This window comes from Staphylococcus nepalensis (assembly GCF_014635045.1).
GTDB classification, from domain to species: Bacteria; Bacillota; Bacilli; order Staphylococcales; family Staphylococcaceae; genus Staphylococcus; species Staphylococcus nepalensis.
This window is the reverse complement of the sequence record NZ_BMCF01000008.1, coordinates 1-20770: the sequence shown is the minus strand read 5'-3', so window position 1 is coordinate 20770 and position 20770 is coordinate 1. Positions and strand designations below refer to the sequence as shown.

Annotated in this window: 22 protein-coding genes; 8 read left to right on the top strand and 14 right to left on the bottom strand. The window is 31.8% G+C overall.

Annotated elements, in window-relative coordinates:
* Positions 1 to 14 precede the first annotated feature (14 nt).
* Positions 15 to 458 carry a global transcriptional regulator MgrA gene (gene mgrA / locus IEU88_RS11070; RefSeq protein ID WP_096810746.1) on the top strand — a complete coding sequence of 148 codons (444 nt, stop codon included), beginning with the start codon at positions 15 to 17 and terminating at the stop codon, positions 456 to 458.
* A 268-nt stretch (positions 459 to 726) separates the two neighbouring features.
* Here the strand turns inward: mgrA and cydC are convergent, their stop codons facing one another.
* Both cydC and IEU88_RS11060 read right to left on the bottom strand, forming a co-directional pair.
* The gene (cydC, locus tag IEU88_RS11065) at positions 727 to 2403 is read right to left on the bottom strand and encodes a thiol reductant ABC exporter subunit CydC (RefSeq protein ID WP_103372723.1); all 1677 of its coding nucleotides are present in this window, start codon (positions 2401 to 2403) and stop codon (positions 727 to 729) included.
* A complete protein-coding gene (locus IEU88_RS11060; protein WP_103372722.1) occupies positions 2403 to 4028 on the bottom strand; it encodes an ABC transporter ATP-binding protein/permease in 1626 nt (541 codons plus the stop codon). Before IEU88_RS11060 ends, cydC begins: the two co-directional genes overlap by 1 nt.
* 380 nt (positions 4029 to 4408) lie before the next feature.
* Between IEU88_RS11060 and IEU88_RS11055 the strand changes: the two genes are divergently transcribed.
* The 4 genes from IEU88_RS11055 (at position 4409) to IEU88_RS11040 (ending at position 7212) form a co-directional block, all read left to right on the top strand.
* Positions 4409 to 5284 carry an undecaprenyl-diphosphate phosphatase gene (locus IEU88_RS11055; RefSeq protein ID WP_096810749.1) on the top strand — a complete coding sequence of 292 codons (876 nt, stop codon included), beginning with the start codon at positions 4409 to 4411 and terminating at the stop codon, positions 5282 to 5284.
* A gap of 186 nt (positions 5285 to 5470) precedes the next feature.
* Positions 5471 to 6172 (top strand): hypothetical protein, encoded by a 702-nt coding sequence (locus tag IEU88_RS11050; RefSeq protein ID WP_103373337.1) that lies wholly within the window; start codon positions 5471 to 5473, stop codon positions 6170 to 6172.
* A gap of 5 nt (positions 6173 to 6177) precedes the next feature.
* The gene (locus IEU88_RS11045) at positions 6178 to 6642 is read left to right on the top strand and encodes a YaiI/YqxD family protein (protein ID WP_096810751.1); all 465 of its coding nucleotides are present in this window, start codon (positions 6178 to 6180) and stop codon (positions 6640 to 6642) included.
* 3 nt (positions 6643 to 6645) lie between these two features.
* Complete coding sequence (locus IEU88_RS11040) at positions 6646 to 7212, top strand: LOG family protein (protein ID WP_096810752.1); 567 nt, start codon at positions 6646 to 6648, stop codon at positions 7210 to 7212.
* Positions 7213 to 7316: 104 nt separating this feature from the next.
* On the opposite strand, the gene IEU88_RS11035 is transcribed toward IEU88_RS11040, so the two are convergent.
* Positions 7317 to 7937: a LysE/ArgO family amino acid transporter gene (locus IEU88_RS11035; RefSeq protein WP_103373336.1), complete on the bottom strand. Its 621-nt coding sequence runs from the start codon at positions 7935 to 7937 to the stop codon at positions 7317 to 7319.
* A gap of 320 nt (positions 7938 to 8257) precedes the next feature.
* Between IEU88_RS11035 and IEU88_RS11030 the strand changes: the two genes are divergently transcribed.
* Complete coding sequence (locus IEU88_RS11030) at positions 8258 to 9688, top strand: aminotransferase-like domain-containing protein (protein WP_103373335.1); 1431 nt, start codon at positions 8258 to 8260, stop codon at positions 9686 to 9688.
* 73 nt (positions 9689 to 9761) lie between these two features.
* On the opposite strand, the gene IEU88_RS11025 is transcribed toward IEU88_RS11030, so the two are convergent.
* The 4 genes from IEU88_RS11025 to IEU88_RS11010 form a co-directional block, all read right to left on the bottom strand.
* A complete protein-coding gene (locus IEU88_RS11025) occupies positions 9762 to 10331 on the bottom strand; it encodes a GNAT family N-acetyltransferase (protein ID WP_096810755.1) in 570 nt (189 codons plus the stop codon).
* A 94-nt stretch (positions 10332 to 10425) separates the two neighbouring features.
* A complete protein-coding gene (locus tag IEU88_RS11020) occupies positions 10426 to 10722 on the bottom strand; it encodes a hypothetical protein (RefSeq protein WP_096810756.1) in 297 nt (98 codons plus the stop codon).
* A 245-nt stretch (positions 10723 to 10967) separates the two neighbouring features.
* Positions 10968 to 11180 carry an SA0632 family lipoprotein gene (locus IEU88_RS11015; protein ID WP_096810757.1) on the bottom strand — a complete coding sequence of 71 codons (213 nt, stop codon included), beginning with the start codon at positions 11178 to 11180 and terminating at the stop codon, positions 10968 to 10970.
* Positions 11181 to 11222: 42 nt separating this feature from the next.
* Positions 11223 to 11693: a GNAT family N-acetyltransferase gene (locus tag IEU88_RS11010; protein WP_096810758.1), complete on the bottom strand. Its 471-nt coding sequence runs from the start codon at positions 11691 to 11693 to the stop codon at positions 11223 to 11225.
* Positions 11694 to 11790: 97 nt separating this feature from the next.
* Between IEU88_RS11010 and IEU88_RS11005 the strand changes: the two genes are divergently transcribed.
* Positions 11791 to 12474, top strand: a complete 684-nt coding sequence (locus tag IEU88_RS11005) for a DUF1129 family protein (RefSeq protein WP_096811239.1) — start codon at positions 11791 to 11793, stop codon at positions 12472 to 12474.
* A 139-nt stretch (positions 12475 to 12613) separates the two neighbouring features.
* Here IEU88_RS11005 and IEU88_RS11000 read toward each other — a convergent pair whose 3' ends face one another.
* From IEU88_RS11000 to IEU88_RS10980, 5 genes are all read right to left on the bottom strand, one after another.
* The gene (locus IEU88_RS11000) at positions 12614 to 13777 is read right to left on the bottom strand and encodes an MFS transporter (RefSeq protein WP_103373334.1); all 1164 of its coding nucleotides are present in this window, start codon (positions 13775 to 13777) and stop codon (positions 12614 to 12616) included.
* Between the two features lie 265 nt (positions 13778 to 14042).
* Positions 14043 to 14531, bottom strand: coding sequence for a DUF456 domain-containing protein (locus IEU88_RS10995; protein ID WP_103373333.1), 489 nt, complete (start codon positions 14529 to 14531; stop codon positions 14043 to 14045).
* 6 nt (positions 14532 to 14537) lie between these two features.
* Positions 14538 to 15746: a sugar efflux transporter gene (locus tag IEU88_RS10990; RefSeq protein ID WP_096823929.1), complete on the bottom strand. Its 1209-nt coding sequence runs from the start codon at positions 15744 to 15746 to the stop codon at positions 14538 to 14540.
* An 88-nt stretch (positions 15747 to 15834) separates the two neighbouring features.
* Positions 15835 to 16689, bottom strand: coding sequence for a LysR family transcriptional regulator (locus tag IEU88_RS10985; protein WP_096810762.1), 855 nt, complete (start codon positions 16687 to 16689; stop codon positions 15835 to 15837).
* Between the two features lie 176 nt (positions 16690 to 16865).
* On the bottom strand, positions 16866 to 17585 hold the full coding sequence (locus tag IEU88_RS10980) for a ribonuclease FAU-1 family protein (protein WP_096810763.1): 720 nt from the start codon (positions 17583 to 17585) through the stop codon (positions 16866 to 16868).
* A 209-nt stretch (positions 17586 to 17794) separates the two neighbouring features.
* Between IEU88_RS10980 and IEU88_RS10975 the strand changes: the two genes are divergently transcribed.
* Positions 17795 to 18907 carry a 5-methyltetrahydropteroyltriglutamate--homocysteine S-methyltransferase gene (locus tag IEU88_RS10975; RefSeq protein ID WP_103373332.1) on the top strand — a complete coding sequence of 371 codons (1113 nt, stop codon included), beginning with the start codon at positions 17795 to 17797 and terminating at the stop codon, positions 18905 to 18907.
* A gap of 70 nt (positions 18908 to 18977) precedes the next feature.
* On the opposite strand, the gene IEU88_RS10970 is transcribed toward IEU88_RS10975, so the two are convergent.
* Both IEU88_RS10970 and IEU88_RS10965 read right to left on the bottom strand, forming a co-directional pair.
* Complete coding sequence (locus IEU88_RS10970) at positions 18978 to 19481, bottom strand: cupin domain-containing protein (RefSeq protein WP_096810765.1); 504 nt, start codon at positions 19479 to 19481, stop codon at positions 18978 to 18980.
* Between the two features lies 1 nt (position 19482).
* Positions 19483 to 20199 (bottom strand): YebC/PmpR family DNA-binding transcriptional regulator, encoded by a 717-nt coding sequence (locus IEU88_RS10965; RefSeq protein ID WP_103373331.1) that lies wholly within the window; start codon positions 20197 to 20199, stop codon positions 19483 to 19485.
* Between the last annotated feature and the right edge of the window lie 571 nt (positions 20200 to 20770).

Genomic DNA, 20770 nt, shown 5'->3' with positions numbered 1-20770 from the left:
TGGAGGAGAACTTTATGTCTGAACCACTTAATTTAAAGGATCAACTATGTTTTAGTTTGTATAACGCTCAAAGACAAGTAAATCGCTACTACTCAAATAATGTCTTTAAAAAATACAAGCTAACATATCCACAGTTTTTAGTTTTAACAATCTTATGGGCTGAATCACCTGTTAACGTGAAAAAAGTCGTTACTGAATTAGCGCTTGATACAGGCACTGTATCACCATTACTGAAAAGAATGGAGCAAGTTGATTTAATCAAACGTGAACGTTCTGAAGTCGATCAACGTGAAGTATTTATTCACTTAACAGATAAAAGTGAAGCAATCCGTCCTGAATTGGATACTGCATGTCAAGATGTAGCAATTGCATCTTCACTAAGCTCAGAAGAAAACAAAGAACTAAACCGATTACTTTCTAAAGTAATTAACGCCTTTACAGAAGAAAAAGCAAAATAACGCTAAGTATTAAATGTTTAGGTTGAACTACCTCAAATTGGATAATCTAAATATATTTGATTGATGATAAGGTGTACAGGACAGCAATGCATTTTGAAAAAGAAGCATTGCTTACTGTCTCGCCAAGACATTGGTGGATTGCATTAGAACTACTTGGTATAAGTTAGTTTATTTTTAGACTGATTCACCAAATACCAATATCAGATTAAGAGGCTGAGACGTTTAATAATGTCTCAGCCTCTTCTTTAGTATCTATTAAAATTTAAATTTACAACTGATTTATCGTTACCATTTGATATAAATAACCTTTGTTTGCTAATAGTGATTGATAATCACCATATTCAATGATTTCACCATCGACCATAACTGCTATTTTATCAAATTTTGGTAATAATCTTAAGTCATGAGTTGCAACAATTAAGGTTTGTGCTTGTTTATGAATTTCTTCCATTACAAGGTTCGTATGATAAATATCTAAAGCTGTCGTTGGCTCATCAAGGATCCATATAGGCGCTTCCTTCAGCAGTAATCTTGCAATACCTAGCCGTTGAATTTCTCCACCTGATAATGTATTACCAGAAAGCGTAATATTTCTATCTAAGTCTATATGCGTCAATCCTAATATATCGAAAACTTCTTTTATTACCTCATCCTCTTCATCTGTAAATAAGTTATCACGTACTTTACCATCAAATAATTGTTGTGTCTGTAATAATGCGTTAATGGCATCATATTTATTTGAATCTAAAATGTTTGTGACATCTTGTTGATTTATTAAAATAGCTCCATTATCACTTTGATAAAGACCTAACATCAATTGTAACAATGTACTCTTTCCTGAACCTGAAGGTCCAATAACTGCGACATGTTCACCTTCATGAATATTTAATTGAACTGCTTGCAAAGTATATGTGGATTGGTTCCAATATTTAAAGTTAACATTTTGAACTTCTAATAAAGGTTTATTGCTAGTAGCAGTTAACTCTAATTGCTCGTCCCCTTGTTTCATTGGATGTGCGATAACTTCATTTATATTACTTAAAGCTTCATCTGTGTCTGCCTTGTAATATGCAACATTGCTCATAGGTATAGCTTGTTCAAATAGTGTCAGCATCATTAGCACAATGCTTGTCAAATAGACAACATCTAATTGGTGATTTTGCACTTGTATTACACCCAAAGATAAAGTAGCAAATAAAGCAATCATTGATACTACATTCAAACTAAATTCATACAAAGATAAAAACCGTTGCTCTTTTGCTTGAGCTTGTTCATATTTACCTAATTGGTTTAAAACCCTTTGTTCATACAAAGCCGTTTGTTGGAAACGCTCTAATTCTTCATATCCTTCTTTATAGTCATAAAATTGATTTAAAAACTGACCTTGTACGTGGTTAACCCGTTTTTTTAGTGTTTGCGCTTTTTTAGCACTTAGCCAAGGTATCAATACCAACGTTATTAACATACTTAAAAATATGATTATTGCATGAACATAAGAAAAATAAAATGTTACAATCATTGCAATCAACGCAGTTAAACCTATAACGACCGGCGGGTAATAAACTCTTAGATAAATGTTTTGCAGTGATTCTACACTACCTACCATACGACCAAGAAGATCGCTTGAATTAAACTTTCTATAAACATCTGGTACAACAGGTATAATCCGTTTAAAAAATTGTACTCTGACATTTCTAAGCATAGTAAATGTTGTTTTATGCGATAATAGACGTTCAATATATCTTGCAACAGCTCTTAAAAATCCAAAGAATTTGACAGTTACGATTAATATCATTAATGCAAATAGTGGTGCACCGAGCGCACTTTGGGTTACCATATAACCGCTTAAGAAAAACATACCGAGTGCAGTTAAACTACCTAATACGCCAACAATAATAGATAATATTAAATCTTTATCTAGCTTAAATTGAATACGTGGTCTCATCACATGTCACCACCTTTATATTCATTTTCGTTTGTTACTTTGTTAGATTCAACCGTACCTTGATTAATTACAATACGTCTATCTGCATTTTTAATTGTATTCTCTCTATGAGCTATCGTAATAATAGTAGTATTTTTAAATTTTCTACTGATTGCTGATTGTATGATTTGTTCTGTTTGCACGTCTAACCCTGTTGCTGGCTCATCAAAAATCAATACATCAGGTCGCATTAATAACAGTCTTGAGAGTTCGATTCTTCTCATTTGTCCGCCTGATAGCATTTCTCCTCCCTCGCCAATCCAGGTATCTATACCGTCTTTTAAAATATTAACTTGTTGTTTTAAGTCAACATCTTCAAGGACTGCAAATATCTGATTATCATCTATCTCTTGAAACATCGTCATATTATCACGAATGGACGCATTAAAAATATATGGGCTCTGACTTAAAAATCCAATTTTCAATTGTTTTTTCTGATAAGTAACAGACCCAGTTTGCTGTATAAAATGTTGCGCGATTACTTGGGCTAAAGTAGACTTGCCTGCACCACTTTGACCAATTAATGCAATATGCTCTCCATTATAAATATTTAAATTGATATGCTTCAATGCCCGATGTTTCGCACCTTCATATTGATAGTCCACATTCTCAAGTTGAATTAAAGGCGTTTGCTGTATATTGGTCGGCACTTCGCGTTTGTTAATTGTTTCTTGTCGATCTAATAAATCAAACACAACGTCGCTTGAGCCTTCACTCTGCTTTCCTGTATGAAAAGATTGACCTAAATCTTTGATTGCATTATAAAATTCTGGAGCTAGAATAATGGCGATAGCTGCAGTTTTAAAGTCTATATTGTGAAATAAAATTAACCCTAACCCTGCTTCTAACGCGACAAGACCAATACCTAACATACTAATAAATTCCAACATTAAACCCGATAAAAATGCACTTTTTAAAATACGCATTGTTAAATCTCGAAATGTTGTACTTTCTTCGTATAAAGCTTGTTCGGTAATCTTTGTTTTATTAAATAGTTTTAATGTGATAAGTCCTTTTATTTTATTTAAAAATTGTTGACTAAATTGATTTAAATAAGTCATTTTGTCTTTCGACTCATCGCGTGTTTTTAGTCCAAAAATGATATAAAATAATGGGATAAATGGCGCTGTTACAATCATAATTAACGCTGTATTCAAATGAATAAAACACATGGCGATAATGATAAATAAAGGAATCATCATTGATTTGAATACTTGTGGAAAATAACTATTAAAAAATGGTACGATGCCATCGATATTTTCTGTCAGTGTATTAATTTGAACACCGATTGGATCTGAAGATTTATTTAAAATCAATTGACGGCGCAAATCATATTTTACTCGTGTAGACATACGATCGCCTATCATTTGATTCATTGTATTAAATGTCGCTCTTGCTAATAAAATAATTAATGTTATCAGTAGTAAAATTAACAAATCTTGATGCGTATTACTTAACATTGCATTTAAAATTTCTGCTATAGCAATATTTTGAATAACTACAGTAATAGCTAATAATGTACTGATTACAAACATTAAAATAGGATAAGTTTTATATTTTACCGCTAAATTTGTTAATCTTTTCACAATTATCACCTAGTTCATATTATATAGGGATTATACAAAAATTAAATCAATTCGCTCATTGATTTATGTATTTTTATGAATGTAATTCATACTTTTGTCATAATTATAATTTTATTATTAAAACCTAAATTACATTCATGTAAACCATTCTTTTTTGACAATCCTATTTAGTTTTTGGATTATAGTAGATAATTCTATGCTTTTCTTGCTTTATTAAGACATTTAAACGCATAAACATTAAGCTAATCTAAAAATTTTTATTTTCTCTCGGCCTTTAGTCCAAATTCATATATATCTGTAGCACATTACATTTTTAATGTGCTATTATTATAAAATGAAAATAAATAAATTATAATCCATAATACGAAAGTAGGTTAATTATGATATTGATTGAATTAATAAAAGGTATCATTTTAGGGATTGTTGAAGGCTTAACTGAGTTTGCACCGGTGTCTTCGACTGGTCACATGATTCTTATAGATGATATGTGGCTCAAATCAACTCAATTTTTAGGTTCAGAATCCGCATTCACCTTTAAAATTGTCATTCAACTAGGATCCGTTTTCGCAGGAGCTTGGGTATTCCGTGAACGTTACTTTGAAATGTTACATATAGGAAAATATAGAGGTGAGCCTATCGACGGTATAGGCCAAAAACCAAAACGTCTAAACTTGTTACATATTATCGTTGGTATGATTCCAGCAGGCATTTTAGGTTTATTGTTCGATGATGTTATTGAAAAATATTTATTTAGCGTCCCAACAGTTATGGTTGGACTATTTGTTGGAGCAATTTATATGATTATTGCCGATGTGTATAGTAAAAGAGTAGCTCACCCTAAAACGGTTGACCAAATAAACTATTTCCAAGCTTTTGTGATAGGTTTATCTCAAGCCATTGCTATGTGGCCAGGTTTTAGTAGATCAGGATCTACAATTTCTACAGGCGTTTTAATGAAAATGAATCATAAATCAGCTTCCGATTTTACGTTTATTATGGCAGTACCTGTGATGTTAGCCGCTAGTGGATTATCTTTATTCAAAAACTTTGAATATATACAATTAGATCACTTTGGTTTTTACTTATTAGGCTTTATTACAGCCTTTATTGTTGGTTTAATTGCAATCAAAACGTTCTTATTCTTGATTAGTAAAATAAAACTCATTCCATTTGCTATCTATAGAATTATTTTGGTCATTATTATTGCTATTCTATACTTTGGCTTTGGTATAGGACAAGGTATTTCTGGTCAATAAAATGAGATTAAATACCAATTAATACTTGAAAAACTATTGAAATTCACCAAAAATTTCAATAGTTTTTTTAATATTTCCCTTTAATAATCCAAGCAATAAATCCTTGAAAGACCGTATATTTACCGTTTATTTTCATGTATCATAGGGTAATAAGTAGATAGTATAAAATTATTGGAGGCAACGAGTATGGACAAAAAGCAATTAATCAGAACAATCATCACAGTAGCACCTGTGTTTTTAGTACCGTTAATCGTTGAACGTAAACGTATTAAGGATCACCCTGATGTTAAAAAAGCAAGTGATGCAACTGCTAAAGCTTCAAAAACAGTAGCAAACAAATCTGTTCAAATTAAAGATACAGTGGTAGACAAATCTGCTAATGCTAAAGATTACGTAATTGATAAAAAACACAATATTGAACAAAAACGTGAATTAAAACGTATTGCTAAAGAACATGATCCTGCTTATATTGAGAAAAAAGGCGAAAAACTTGAAAAAGAAAACCGCAAAGAAGCAGATAAAATGAATAAGACGCTTCAAAAAAATATAGATAAACGTCATAAAGAAGAAGATAAATCACGTCAAGAAAACGAAAAACAACGCATCCATTCAATGAAAAAATCTAACAAACATATGGAAAAAGTTGGCATGACACCAGGAAAACTTGACGAAGAAACTGAGAAAAAAGGTGAAAAATTAGAAAAAGAAAATCGCAAAGAAGCAGACAAAATGAATAAAAAGCTCCAAAAAAATATAGACAAACGTCATAAAGAAGAAGACAAAGCTCGTGAAAAAAATAAAAAAGCGCGTTTAGCTGAATTCAAAAAATATAAAGATTATGTTGCTAAAAGTATTGTTAAACAGAACGATGAAGAAAAAGGTAAATAAACATTATGGCTCAAATCATAATTGACGGAGATGCTTGTCCTGTTACCAATTCAGTAATTGAATTGACTAAAGGGACAAGCATCTTTGTTACCGTCGTTCGTAGCTTTAGTCACTTTTCTACCACTATACAACCTGACCATGTCAATATTATTTACGTTGATGATGGACCAGATGCTGTCGATTATAAGATTGTTAAGCTGGTCCAACCAAATGATATTGTAATTACACAAGATTATGGTCTTGCAAGTTTATTACTAAATAAAGCCAAATTAGTAATGCATCATAAAGGTTTTATTTATAATCAACATAATATCAATACATTACTTGAACAACGACATGCGAGTGCACAATTTCGAAAAAGTGGCGGTCGTACTAAAGGACCGTCTGCTTTCACATCAGAAGATGTCGCTTTATTTGAACAAAGATTTTTGTCTATTATAAATGAATCATCATTATTTACGGAGGAATGACATATGAAAAAAATTGCTGTTTATTGCGGTGCAAGCAAAGGTAAAGATGCTTCTTATATGAAAGAAGCATATCATTTAGGTCGTTATATGGCTGAGAATGGTTATGAACTCATATTTGGCGCAGGTTCAGTGGGAATCATGGGTGCTATTCAAGACGGTGTATTAGACTATGGCGGTTCAGCCATTGGTGTCATGCCGAATATGTTAAATGAACGTGAAATCACCAGTACAAGATTAAGTGAACTTATTTTAGTTGATTCTATGCATGAAAGAAAAAATAAAATGGCTGAATTAGCAGATGCATTTGTTATGGCACCAGGTGGCGCAGGGTCTTTAGAAGAGTTTTTTGAAATGTATAGTTGGGCACAAATAGGTATTCATCAAAAACCGATTGCTGTATTTAATATCAATGGTTTTTTCGAACCTTTACAATCGTTAATTAATCATATGATTCAAGAAGGCTTTATAGACGAAAAATACAAAACACTTGCCCCACTTTGTGACAGCCCGAAAGAACTGTTTGACTCCATTCATAACTATAAACCATTAGGTGTTAGAACATATGATTAAAATTATAAAAATATGAATAAATCATAAATAGCACAAGCTTCAAGATAATAGAGCGGGGTGACGAATTCTTTAAAATGTAGTCCTTCCCCGCTCTCTTTTTATAATTATCTAAATAATATATTCAACAATTGTTTTAATATGAGACATGCAACAATGATGATAATAATGGCTGAAATTTTATTTAATACTATGATGTATTTACCTGTTCTATCAACATGCCCTACAAATTTACCTGCAATTGCCAAAAATATAAACCAAATCCATGAAATAGTTACCGTTGCCACAGTAAACAACACTTTATCCGAACCTTCATATAACGCAGCATTGGTGCCAATAACGCCAATCGTATCCATTATCGCATGTGGATTTAATAATGATACAGATATTGCGAACCCTATTTGTTTTCGTGCTGTCATAGAGTAATAATGTTCAAGTGTTTGTGGCTGTTCTTTCCACAATGACCAAGCCATATAAATAAGAAATACAAAACCTATGCAATAAATGATAATTTGTAATACCGGTAAAGATAATAATATAATGGAGACGCCTAAAACAGCTAACACAATTAAAAATGTATCACATAGCCCCGCAGTTATAATGACTGGCATTGCCTTGATTAATCTTTTATGATTTGCTCCTTGATTAAATACAAATACATTTTGCGCACCTAAAGGTAAAATCAAACCAAAGGCTAAAATCAAACCATGAATTAATGGTTGAATCATCCTATCTTCCTTTCTCTTTGTAATAACACAACTTTCCAATATAAAATCATACCATCATCTTCAAAACACATTATTTAACCAACCAATTTATTTACATCTTTAAATCATATGTTGATATAATCTGTTCTCCCTTAACTCATGCTTAATGTTAGTATATTGCCTATAAGAAGTTATTTGTATACTACAAATTAGAATTAAATATTTGAGGTATATCTTCTAATCTATTCCTCTATATTAAGTATGATACAATAATTTCAAATTGATTTTATCAACCAGCTACAAACTAAAAAACCCACCAATCATTCAAAGGAGAAGTTTTAATGTTCATGCCAAAATACAAGCGAATTATTGATGATATATTATTAAAAATACATGACGGCGATTTAGAAGTAGGGATGAAACTCCCCTCTCAAAGAAATTTAGCTAATCACTACGGCGTCAATCGTTCAACTGTTATTCAATCATTAGAAATATTGCAAAGTTATGGTGTTTTAGAAAGTAAAGAACGTGATGGTTTATATGTGTCGAATAGTAAATGGAATACTTACATTAATCACAATATGAATTGGCATGAATATATTCACAATAGCAGCTCAAAGAACAATCAATACTTTATACAAAGAATCAATGAATTAGAGTTTGATGAAAGTTTATTACGTTTAAGTACAGGAGAACTTAGTCCAGATTTAATTCCAAACGAAAAATTTCGAAATATCTTTTCCAAGCATCTGACAACGCCTCTCAATACAAATTATGAACACCCTTTAGGGAATTTAAATTTAAGAAGCGCTATTGTAGATTACGTAAAAAAAAGAGGTATTCAATGCAGTGAGGATAATATTTGTGTTATTTCTGGAGCATTGCAAGGGTTAAAACTTATTGCTGATGGACTGCTAATACCGCATTCAAAGATTATTATAGAAACGCCTTCATATATAAATTCAGTGCACACGTGGCATAATATTCGAGCAGACCTTAAATTTCTACCAATTTCTAAGATTAAACAACAAATTAATAATATTTTTAATGTTAACACTCAAAATCAAAATAATATCTTCTATTGTATACCAACTTTACATAACCCTACGCAAAATTCATATACACAGGCAGAAAAGTATAAGCTAATTCAACAATGTAAACAGGCACATATACCAATTGTCGAAGATGATGTATATGGTGATTTGTGGTTTGAGCATCAACGCCCTCAACCTTTAAAATCTTTAGAAGATAGCGATAATATATTATACATCAGTAGTCTATCTAAAACAGTTAGCCCGGGCCTAAGAGTAGGATGGATTATAGGCAAGCCATCTGTTGTGATGCATTTAGCAGATTTAAAAATGCAAAATGATTATGGCGCAAGCTCATTATCACAATTTGTCGCTACTGAATGGTTAAAAAACCCTGCATACCATGAGCAACATTTAACACATCTAAATCGAGCGCTTTCAATACGACGTGATAAATTTTTAGACGCTTTAAATAAACATTTTCAAGCACTTGGTACCTGGACTGTCCCCCAAGGATCTTATTATATTTGGTTCAAATTAAATGTACCGTTGAACATGAAATTACTGTTTGATTCAGCTATTCGTCACCATATTTTAATCAACCCTGGTGAAATATACGATAAAAACGCGCGAGATTATATTCGTTTTTCTTATTCTTATATAAATATTGAAGACATTGATTTTGCATTAGGCACCTTGAGTAAACTAATCAAAAACCAAATTTGTAATAAAACAAATTAAATATCTAACAAAATTTGCATAATAATTAAAAAGAGGGTTAACTGATTATAACCACCAATCAGTTAACCCTTTTTTAAAGGTCTTGTTCTTTATTTTGCTTTTTTGTTAAATCTTTAAAATATCTCACGTGCCTTTTAAGTGGATGATATTTACTTAGTTCTGGGTATTCAAAATAGTCATATCGTTCCATACCTATTTTTTCCATTACTTTACGCGAAGCAGCATTGCTTTCAGAAGTAAATGCATAAACTTCGTTAATGCCCTGTTGTTTGGCGTATGTTAGCACTGATTCTGCACCTTCAGTAGCCAAACCATTTCCCCATACTTCAGGTATCAAACGCCAACCAATTTCATAAAATGGTAATTCATCAAATGAATATTTACTTTCTTTAGGTACATAATTCAATCCGATAAAACCTAACCATCCATTTGTTTCTTTTAATTCAACAGCAAAAAGTCCAATACCATAATTTTTTATGATTTCATTCATTTTTTTCATATCATGTTCTGAACGTCTATAACTCAATAAACTTGGGAAATATCTACGCACTTGGTGGTTCGCATTCATCTGTTGAAACGGGAGTAAATCCTCCGCCTGCCAATCCCGTAATCTTAAACGCTCAGTTTCTATATAAACGGTCATATGTTACACCTCTAAACTGAAAAATAAATTTCTATAGAAAAGTAACGCGTTATGATTATCCTCATATCGCGCTACTACATGTATCAAGCGTTGCTTATGCTCTTGAAATATAACTAATTAACTCAACGTTCACAGCCACTTCTTTTAAACGACCACGTTCGCTTTTTGGCGCAGTGAATGTTGCGTCTATAAAATCATTTCTATGATTTAATTTGTAAGTAGCAACAAACGTATCAGTATCCGACTCAAAGTTAGGTAAATGTGCTATAACACGTTTAATCTCACCAGTTGAGTCTTTAATTTCTCTGCCTGTTATATGCTCAATTTCTCTACCTAATTCTGGTAGTGTAATAGAACGACCTTCCAATAAAATAAAATCTTTTTCATGCATTGTTATTCCCTCTCTCCTTATGAAAAATGCTTCTTTATAAACTTCGAATCATAAAGTCAAAATCAATAAATTAAAAATTGTCCCATTCATTAATCAGACTTTTAATTTTAAATGTACTTTTACAATTTTATTTATGCTCATTATGTTAATGATACCCATTATAACAATTAGTAAAACGATAATACAATCATTTCCTGGGAAATACAGTATTATTATTTTATAAACTGATTTAATTTAATTACAAATTATGTTTCAGCACTGATGTCTTTTTCTAAATTTTTAGATTTATCTTGAAGTTTGTCTTTTTCTTTTTCCAAATCTTTTTTCTGTTTTTCCAAATCTTTATTTTGTTTTTCTAATTTATCAATATCTTTCTCTAGCGATGCTTTTTCGTCATTTTGCCCGCACGCTGTAAATAATACAGTTGATGCAAGTATGAGTGCTAAACACTTTTTCATGTAAGAACTCCTTTTTAATGTCTTAATATTAATATAATTTTATCATTTTTCACTTTTATCTTCATTATTTATTGTTAATCTTTTACTCATTATCACCTTTTTTATATGATAACCTTGTTCTATATTGAGCCCTTGCATGATGCTATTATCGTTTGCTACTGTACTTTCAATCTCAACTGCACCTTTAGCATAAGCCCATAATTCAATCTCTTTTTTTAATGATTGGGCTATACCTTGATGACGATACGGTTTAGCAACATAAAGTATTTCTACAACGACTTTTTCTTGTTGTTTCAAATATCTGGCACAAATAAATGCAATTAATTGTGAATGCTCCCTTTCAATTAATACAATATCCGTTTCAGCTTTTAATCCACGTTCAATCATTTCTTTACGTAAAGCAACAGTGATAGTTGTCTTTTTATAATTTTCATATTGTTGCTCGAGTTCTTGTTCATGAATTTCAGCAATTTCACTTAGATATCGTTGTTCTGATAATTTTAATTGTTCCATAATGCCTCCTTTAAATGTGTTATTGATTTATATTACTATATTAGTCATAATTAGCTTTATCAATCTATTTCATATTAAGAAGGAATGTGATGTGACAATGAAATCTACTGATAAATTAATGCGTGAAAATAATGTGAAAGCATTACGTTTAAATAATACTGATCGTGATACATTTGAAAATTATATGACATACGTAAGAGCCGATTTAAGTGTAAATCCACATGACTCTGAAAAAATGTTAAATCGTGTATTAAACCAATTGCTAGAAGCTGAAAAAGATGGTGCGCTAGCAATGGAATTTTTTGATCATGACCCTAAAACCCATGCTAAGAAAGAACTTAGACGTTTACCTAATGAAACAATAAGAAATATTTTCAAATATATTATAAGACATATTATGCTTTTTGTTGGTATCTTTTGTTTCCTTAAAGGTTTTGCAGGTTTTTTTATTGGTGCTAAACGGTTATATCTATATACCTTTCCAATCACATTATTTGTCGGTATTGCGATTATCTTTTTCTTTATTTGGATGTTGTTCAAAACCGTTCAAATACGTTGTTTTAGCACTTCACATTGGGCATGGTTTTTAACTTATCTAGTTCTTTTGCTATCTGTATGCGGGATATTTTACGTATTTTTCATACCCCAAACTTTTTTGGCCATAGGTCCTTATATACTCATTAATAATTGGACATTTATCATTATTTCGTTCATTTTCATTCCAACTTCACTTTATATCGATCATCACTTCACTAATAAAGATACGAATGCTTCTTTATAATCTAAATATTATAAACAAGCTATCATAAATTACCATATAACAAAAACACCCCCTTCAAAGTTCTCACTTTTTAAGTGTCTACATTGAAGGGAGTGTTTAAAATTAAATAATGCATGCACAATTTTTATAAATGTTTTAATTAAGACATTTTCATGCTTTCTTTCTTTTCTACTGCAACATTTATAAATAAGAATATAAGGCCTATAGCCGTTAAAATTGGCGCAACTAAGCTTAGTGATGCGACTGGTAAATTCGTTACTACGACGCCTCCAATAAATGCACCTAATGCGTTACCTAAATTAAATGCTGATTGATTGAGTGTGCTGGCAAGTGTCGGCGCGTCTTGAGAAATTAATGTACTCTTATATTGAAGTGAAGGACTCATACTGAAACCTATGAGGCCAAAGAAGAAAATACCTGCTACCATCAACAATCCATTCATTTGGACAAAGTATAGTAAGATGAAATATAAGATAAACACACTAAATATAATTTTTAGTGCTTTATTCAAATTCCAATCCGCAAGTTTCCCACCTACAATATTACCTAATGTGACGCCCACACCGAATATAATCAATAGATAAGAAATTAAGTTTTCTTGTACATGTGAAACATCAATTAATACAGTTGATATATAAGTAAAGTATGCAAATACACTACTAAATCCAAAAAGTGTAACTGCTAAAGTGAGCCACAAACGTTTTTCTTTTAATATTTTCAATTCATTTAAAACAGAGGATTTCACAGTTTCTTTTTGCATTGGCACAAATATAATAATACCAATTAATGCTAATGCACCTATGATAGAAATAATAATAAATGTCATTGGCCAACCGAAGTTTTGCCCTATTAATGTTCCAAATGGCACACCTAATATGTTACTCATACTTAACCCCATAAACATTAATGCCATCGCACTAGCGCGTTTTTCAGGCTTAACCATGCTTGCGGCTAATATTGAGCCTATACCAAAGAATGAACCATGAGCTAATGAAGTGATAATTCTACTTGTCATCATAAAACCATAACTTGGACTGAATGACGCTGCAAAATTACCGATAATAAATATGGTCATTAACGCTAATAATAAGTACTTTCTGTTCCATTTAATGGTTAACATCACAATGATAGGACCACCAATTGCAACGCCTAAAGCATAACCAGTGATCAGCTGTCCTGCTTGGCTAACACTAACGTCAAAGTCTCGAGCGATATTAGGCAACAACCCCATTATTACAAACTCTGTCATACCGATTGCAAAAGCACCGATTGCAAGCATCCATATGGCAATTGGATATTTCATTTAAGACACCCTTCCTATTTCCGTTTTTTACACATGTTTGTGATTATACTAAAGTAACCACAGCGAAAACAAGCGTATTGCTTAAAATTTTTCCAATACATTATATTAATGCGCTTACATAAATTACCTTTTTTATTTATTGCTATATAGCCACCTCTGAAGCTTCAAAAAAGCAATACAAAATAAAAAAACTAGTAATTATTTAAAAATCAAACCATAAACTTTATACATGTTTATGATTGAATATAACTACTAGCTTTTGGGTTTAATTGATTAATAAAGCATCGATAAAAAACCATATAACCATAATAACCATAATGATTGCTTGCGCAATAGAACTTGCTAAAAACGCTATAACTGAACCAAAACTTGCTTTTAACGCTTTCGACAAATTCGGCTCTTGTATTAACTCTACCGCTAATACGGCCACAAACGGAATAATAATTATTCCAAAAGGTGGAAAGACAAAACACCCTATTACCACACCGATTAATGCTGCATATTCACTTAATTTAGAACCGCCAAATTTGTTTACAAAATACTTATTCATAACAAAGTCCGCTATAATAATAAATACTGTAAACAAAATCATCGATACATAAAATACCCAAAATAAGTTTTGATTATCAAAACCAAATTGATAAATCAAAAAACCTATCCATAATATAAGTACTGAAGGAATAATCGGTTTAATAAGCCCGATGAACGCCAAAACAAATGACGCTATAATGAATAACCATAAAATAAATGTCATCAAAACCTACTCCAAACTTTCTTCCGTAAATTTTTGTTCTTTTGTGAAGTATATTAATATCATACCTAAAAAGATAGAACACGCAGAAACAAAAAACACATTGCCTAAACCTACCCAATGGCTCATAATTCCCCCTAAAAGGTTACCACATAGTTGTCCTATTACCATTGCATTCGCAAACAGCGTAGATGCGTAACCTGGGAAATCAGGTAAAATATCTTGGAAGTAACTAATACCTAAACCTAACAAAATAGCTAGGAAAATAGCTAGAAACACTTGTCCTACAATCATCATTACAATACTGTTAAACACACCAATACTAAAGTAGAACAACCCTCCAAATAGTCCACCTAGTAGGAGTAAAGTTCGTGTAGTAAGTTTAGCTGATAAAATGCCTAATATGACCATAAATGGTACTTCTAAACCTGCACAAATACTTGCTAAAACGCCCACGCGGCTCTCTGGTTCTTTTAAATAATTGGTAACATACAATGGCATATTCAAGGTATACATCCATTGACCAATATGCAATAAAATGAAAGCTAAAAACGGTACAAATAGTACTTTATCACGTAACATATTCGGTGCAGCCGCTTCTACATGCGTACTGTCAGCAACTGGACGCTTCGTTTTAATGTCTTTAAAGAAAAATACTTGTAATAAAAGTGTAATTAAAATGATTGTTATCGTTCCGCTAAATAATCCTGCATATCCTTTAAACTCTAGTAACAATGCCCCAATTAGTGGACCAAATAAGAAGCCAAATGAAAACATCGAACGTAAAACCGCATTGGCAAATTTAGCTCTATCTTTTGAAGTAGAAGTATTTATGGATTCTCTTGCCGATGCATACATTTGAGGCATAGCCGGAGCAAAACATCCTTGAAAGATGGCATACATTGCTATAAATATCCATATCTCATGAATATAAAAATAAATTGAAAAACTGATTGCTCCCATAAAAAGTGCAGTAATGATAATGACTTTCCTGTTGATACTATGTGTATCAGAAAAACGCGCTACAATTGTATTCATAGTAAATTGACTAATTGCGGCTAACGCTAACAATAAACCGTACTGAGTAGATGTCATACCTAAATCATTTGTAGCGAATAAAACAAGATATGGCACTGTAATAGCAATCCCCATACCTAACAACATCATATTAACTACAAATAATTTATAATTTTTTATATGTAATAGTTCTCTAAACATTTAGCAGCCTCTATTCCTATTAATTTCAATTAGCTTCTGGCTAAGTTAAATTTATAATCGAATAATGATAAGCACTTTCCATGTACGATTACTCTACATATTCCATCATTAAATTAATAAATGAATCTACTTGGGGCAACTGTAACATGCTCGGGTCATAACTCAAATAAGTCGAACGAATTAATGGTTTATCATCGATGTCTACACGTTGAAATTCGAACTGTTCCCGATCTAAGTGTTTCATCATAATCTCAGGTAAAATCGTAACGCCAACACCATTTAATAACATTTCTTTACATGTTGCAACTTGGTCAACTGTAATCATCGCATGGTAATCTTGTCCTATTTGATTACCGTACCATTCTTTAATTTGATTAATGTATATCGGGTCAGCTTGAAACTCGATAAATGGCATTTTCTCAACTTCATCGTTTCGATTTTTAGGATGTATGAAAAAATGTTCGTCATTAAATAAATGTGTATTACTCAAATTCATCATTTTATTACCACGTATAATCATTACATGGTAATCTCTATGGTTTGCTTTAATCTGCTCGCTTGAACCTACTTGAACTTGGATTTCTACATTTGGAAATTGTCGTGTATATAAATTCAAAACAACTGGTAACAATGTTTGGCCAATTAAAGATGAACAACCAATCGAAATCGTACCGTTTACTTCACCGATATGTGCTTGCATTTTATCTAAAAACAACCGTTCTCTGTTTAACATATCACGTGCATGTTCAATTATCATCATGCCTTCTGTTGTAGTTATCAGCTGTTTTTTAGTACGTATAAATACATCTACACCAAATGCATTTTCTATCGCTTTCAACCGCTGTGTTACTGCCGGTTGCGAAATATATAAAATTTCCGCTGCTTTTCTAAGCGTTTTTGTCTCATCTAATGTAGTTAACAAGCGATAATCGTCAATCTTCATAATTATCCCCCTATTTTTGGCAAATACTTCAATATTTTTATTTCCTTTTGTGGCGACTTTCCGGTTACGCTTCAACAATCTATTTAAATGCGATTTTTTCAAAACTTGCAGTGTTTACTATAACATGGTTATACCATAACTCATATAGCTAATTTCTATATCTCATAACCTAAAAATCATCGTGAAGTATAAGTGTTTTTGGAGTCTATATTGTTATTGGCTTTATTTTTATTTTGGCTAGTATCACAATGATGGTTATTATCATTTCCAGACTTCTTATACTGCGTATCTTTATGTGTGAAATCTTTACGTTTTTTGCTTTTAGCTTTATTTTTATGCACAGACGATTGCTTTTGGTTTTTGGCTTTTTGCTTTATTTTATGATAACAATACATCATTTTATCTTGCATCGTTGTAAAGTCTGTATCAATTTTAATCATCAATTGATGGGCTATAATATACGCTTCATGGTATTGCTTGTTTGTTATTTGCCCTTGATTTAATGCACGTATCAAGTCATCTTCATCAACAAGTTCGTATTCACCATTAGGCAAAACTAATACATCTAGACATAAATCAATAGTCCGTGCATTGCCCTTTTGTGTAACATTTTTTATATTTATATCGAAGTAATACTCTAATGGATTGCCCTTGTCGTCTAACATCACCGTGATACTATAACGTTTTTTTTCAGGTAATATTTGTAACCACTGATAATTATCATCAGCGACAATAATATTTTGTCCTACAACCGAGACTTCTAGCGGTTCCCGTACTTTTTTCATAGTTACTAACCCAATAATACCTTTGAATTTGTTATTATTCACTTTGACTTCGGTATATTCTCGGTCAACGATGCGACGCCAGTGACGTTTATCAATATATTTTACTTTCACTGCCACCATCTCCTTGTCATTATTATATAAAACTGAATCCTACATGTCATCTTATGTTTGTTGCATTTAGTTTTAAAATTGGTATCGAAAAGATAATTATTTTTATTGTACTATATTTCATAGTGTAAAAGCGAAATTGACAATCATTGATAATTTTGTTAAATTTTATACATATTTTTCAGAAAATTCTTTAAAAGGGAGATAGTATTATGCCAACGACTCAAAGACCATTTAGAGCAGATCATGTAGGAAGTTTATTGCGCCCCCAACGTTTAAAAGACGCGCGTAAAGATTTCCAGAACAATGCCATTGACGCACAGACATTAAAAAGTATTGAAGATGAAGAAATTGAACGCATCATAGAAAAACAGCTAGAAATTGGATTACATAGTATTACTGATGGCGAATTTCGCAGAAGTTGGTGGCATTTTGATTTCTTAGAAAATTTAGACGGTGTAGAAGGCTATACATCTGACCGCGGATTATCATTTGAAGGTGTTGAAACTCGTAATCACAATGTCAAAGTAGTTGATAAAGTGAAATTCAACCCAAACCATCCTCATTTTGAGCACTTTAAATTTTTATTCGATAAAGTGAATGGTCGAGCAACAGCTAAAGTTTCTATTCCAAGCCCAAATCAGTTGTTCCATCCTAATATTTTAAATGAAGCTATCTATCCAGACATCAATGACTTTGCACGTGACGTATCAAAAGCTTATCATGATAGTTTACTTAAATTTTATGAATTAGGCGCGCGTTATATCCAACTAGACGATGTCTATTGGGCAAATCTAACGTCTGGAACACAAAATACACGTGGTAGAGACAGAAGTGAAGAAGAAAAAGAAATTGCACGTCAACTTGCTTATAAAGTCGTTAATGATGCAGTAGAAGGATTGCCGGAAGACCTATTAATTACAACACATATTTGTCGTGGTAATTATCAATCTACTTGGGCAATCTCAGGAGGGTACGAACCAATTGCACCTTATTTATTTAAAGAACAATTAGACGGTTTTTTCTTGGAATATGATGATAACCGATCAGGTGATTTTGAACCTTTAAGATTCTTCCCTAAATCGCGTTCCTATGCAGTATTAGGATTATTCACTTCAAAAACAGGTGAGTTAGAAGATAAAAGTACTATTTTAAAACGGGTGAAAGAAGCACAGAACTATATAGATTTAGATCAAATCTGCTTAAGCCCACAATGTGGCTTTGCCTCTACAGAAGAAGGAAATAAATTAACTGAAGACGCCCAATGGAAAAAATTAGCATATATTGTTGAAATAGCAAATGAAATTTTTGGCACTTCAAAATAACTTAAACTAAAAGAGCGTATGACTTTTTCACATCAAAACGATTGTGAGAGTCATACGCTCTTTCAAGTATTTAACGTTTTATATCTTTTTGTGATAAAGCATAACGATTGTTAATTGTTTTTAAATTTGGATAAGTTTTATTCAACCATTCTTTACTGTATAATTCAAAATGATTAAATTCAAATGCAGGATGGCACATACATCCCACGAGCGCATAACCAGAACCACCTTCAATAGACGAAGCAAAAATCGTCCCCTTTGGGACTACAAATTGTAAAACATCGCCATTCTCAATATGAGGCCCTACCGTGACTTGTTGATAATTACCTTCTGGATGTATCATATGCACAGTAAGCGAATCGCCTGCATGATAATACCAAATTTCATCAGCATCTATACGATGAAAATGTGAAATATTATCATGTGTTAAAAGAAAGTAAATACTTGAGTAAGCTGGTCTTAAACTTTCCTCATTCCATACTTCTTTAATCACTTCTTTATAATATCCACCTTCTGGGTGCGGGTGTAATTGTAATTGATTAAGCCATTGTTCTACAGCGTTATTTTTGTTCATATTATTTCAAATCCACGTTATGGAATACGTTTTGAACATCCTCTAGATCTTCTAGCGCATCTACTAATTGTTCAAATGTTTCTTGATCTTCTGGTGATAATTCAATATCTGTCTGTGGTAACATTTCAAACTCAGCTACTTTAAATGTTTCAACACCTGTTTCACGTAAAGCGTCTTGTACTTGAGCAAATTGATCTGGTTCAGCGTATACAATGGTTAGACCGTCTTCATCAAAAACATCTTTAACATCGATATCTTGTTCCATCAAACCTTCTAAAATATCGTCAGCTGGTTTACCCTCAATGCCAAATACCGCAGTATGTTCAAACATATAAGCAACAGAGCCAGAAACACCCATGTTACCGCCATTCTTACCAAACGCAGCGCGGACATCTGAAGCTGTTCTATTAACATTTTCTGTAAGTGCGTCAACGATTAACATTGAACCATTAGGACCAAAACCTTCATATCTCAGTTCATCGTAATTTTCTTCCCCGCCACCTTTGGCCTTTTCGATTGCTCTATCGATAATATGATTTGGCACGGAGTACGTTTTTGCTCTTTCCAATGTTAAGCGTAATGCTTGATTAGATGTAGGATCTGGTTCCCCAGATTTAGCTGCTACGTAAATCTCTTTACCAAATTTAGCATATATTCTACTAGTATTTTTATCTTTCTGGGCTTTTTTCTCTTTAATGTTATTCCATTTACGTCCCATGATTTCATCTCACTTTCTAAATAAATACCTTTATCAATATGATATATTATACAATATTTTCATTATATTACATAGATTAAGCGATGTTTTTTTGAATTAACACTTAAACAGACTATATTTATTAATAAAATAGAGTCTTGTATCATTATACTTTCGATAACGGTATGATTGGTTCAAAGCCAAAACACTTGTTTGTTAAGAAAAAGCAAGATAGAAATTCAATTTTTAAATTGGATTACTATCTCGTCCTTACTATAAATATTTTAATCCTAAACATCGTATATATAACTTTAGAATTAAGATAGTTAATTTTTTGTCGTTTATACAAACATATGACATTTAATATATTTTTTAAAGTTTCAATATAAGTATGCATTCAATTTTTATTATATTTAACAAAGCAGATCGTTTTAAATAGTGAATTGTCAGGCCATACATAGATAAAAATGGGCTCTATACTAAACAGGACTGATATAAAAATCAGTCCTGTTTTTTGGTACAAAAAAAGCGCAAAAATCTCTATAATTTAAATATCTGACCAAATAAATTAAGGAGAGATTATGCGCCTATG

Excerpts from the sequence above, each read along its gene's own strand:
- cydC (WP_103372723.1), bottom strand. The coding sequence starts at position 2,403 with ATGAGACCACGTATTCAATTTAAGCTAGATAAAGATTTAATATTATCT.
- IEU88_RS11050 (WP_103373337.1), top strand. The coding sequence starts at position 5,471 with ATGGACAAAAAGCAATTAATCAGAACAATCATCACAGTAGCACCTGTG.
- IEU88_RS10975 (WP_103373332.1), top strand. The coding sequence starts at position 17,795 with ATGCCAACGACTCAAAGACCATTTAGAGCAGATCATGTAGGAAGTTTA.
- IEU88_RS10985 (WP_096810762.1), bottom strand. The coding sequence starts at position 16,689 with ATGAAGATTGACGATTATCGCTTGTTAACTACATTAGATGAGACAAAA.
- IEU88_RS11005 (WP_096811239.1), top strand. The coding sequence starts at position 11,791 with ATGAAATCTACTGATAAATTAATGCGTGAAAATAATGTGAAAGCATTA.
- IEU88_RS10965 (WP_103373331.1), bottom strand. The coding sequence starts at position 20,199 with ATGGGACGTAAATGGAATAACATTAAAGAGAAAAAAGCCCAGAAAGAT.
- IEU88_RS11055 (WP_096810749.1), top strand. The coding sequence starts at position 4,409 with ATGATATTGATTGAATTAATAAAAGGTATCATTTTAGGGATTGTTGAA.
- IEU88_RS11045 (WP_096810751.1), top strand. The coding sequence starts at position 6,178 with ATGGCTCAAATCATAATTGACGGAGATGCTTGTCCTGTTACCAATTCA.
- IEU88_RS11025 (WP_096810755.1), bottom strand. The coding sequence starts at position 10,331 with ATGACCGTTTATATAGAAACTGAGCGTTTAAGATTACGGGATTGGCAG.
- IEU88_RS11040 (WP_096810752.1), top strand. The coding sequence starts at position 6,646 with ATGAAAAAAATTGCTGTTTATTGCGGTGCAAGCAAAGGTAAAGATGCT.
- IEU88_RS11035 (WP_103373336.1), bottom strand. The coding sequence starts at position 7,937 with ATGATTCAACCATTAATTCATGGTTTGATTTTAGCCTTTGGTTTGATT.
- IEU88_RS10995 (WP_103373333.1), bottom strand. The coding sequence starts at position 14,531 with ATGACATTTATTTTATGGTTATTCATTATAGCGTCATTTGTTTTGGCG.
- IEU88_RS11015 (WP_096810757.1), bottom strand. The coding sequence starts at position 11,180 with ATGAAAAAGTGTTTAGCACTCATACTTGCATCAACTGTATTATTTACA.
- IEU88_RS11020 (WP_096810756.1), bottom strand. The coding sequence starts at position 10,722 with ATGCATGAAAAAGATTTTATTTTATTGGAAGGTCGTTCTATTACACTA.
- IEU88_RS11030 (WP_103373335.1), top strand. The coding sequence starts at position 8,258 with ATGTTCATGCCAAAATACAAGCGAATTATTGATGATATATTATTAAAA.
- IEU88_RS11010 (WP_096810758.1), bottom strand. The coding sequence starts at position 11,693 with ATGGAACAATTAAAATTATCAGAACAACGATATCTAAGTGAAATTGCT.
- mgrA (WP_096810746.1), top strand. The coding sequence starts at position 15 with ATGTCTGAACCACTTAATTTAAAGGATCAACTATGTTTTAGTTTGTAT.
- IEU88_RS10990 (WP_096823929.1), bottom strand. The coding sequence starts at position 15,746 with ATGTTTAGAGAACTATTACATATAAAAAATTATAAATTATTTGTAGTT.
- IEU88_RS10970 (WP_096810765.1), bottom strand. The coding sequence starts at position 19,481 with ATGAACAAAAATAACGCTGTAGAACAATGGCTTAATCAATTACAATTA.
- IEU88_RS11000 (WP_103373334.1), bottom strand. The coding sequence starts at position 13,777 with ATGAAATATCCAATTGCCATATGGATGCTTGCAATCGGTGCTTTTGCA.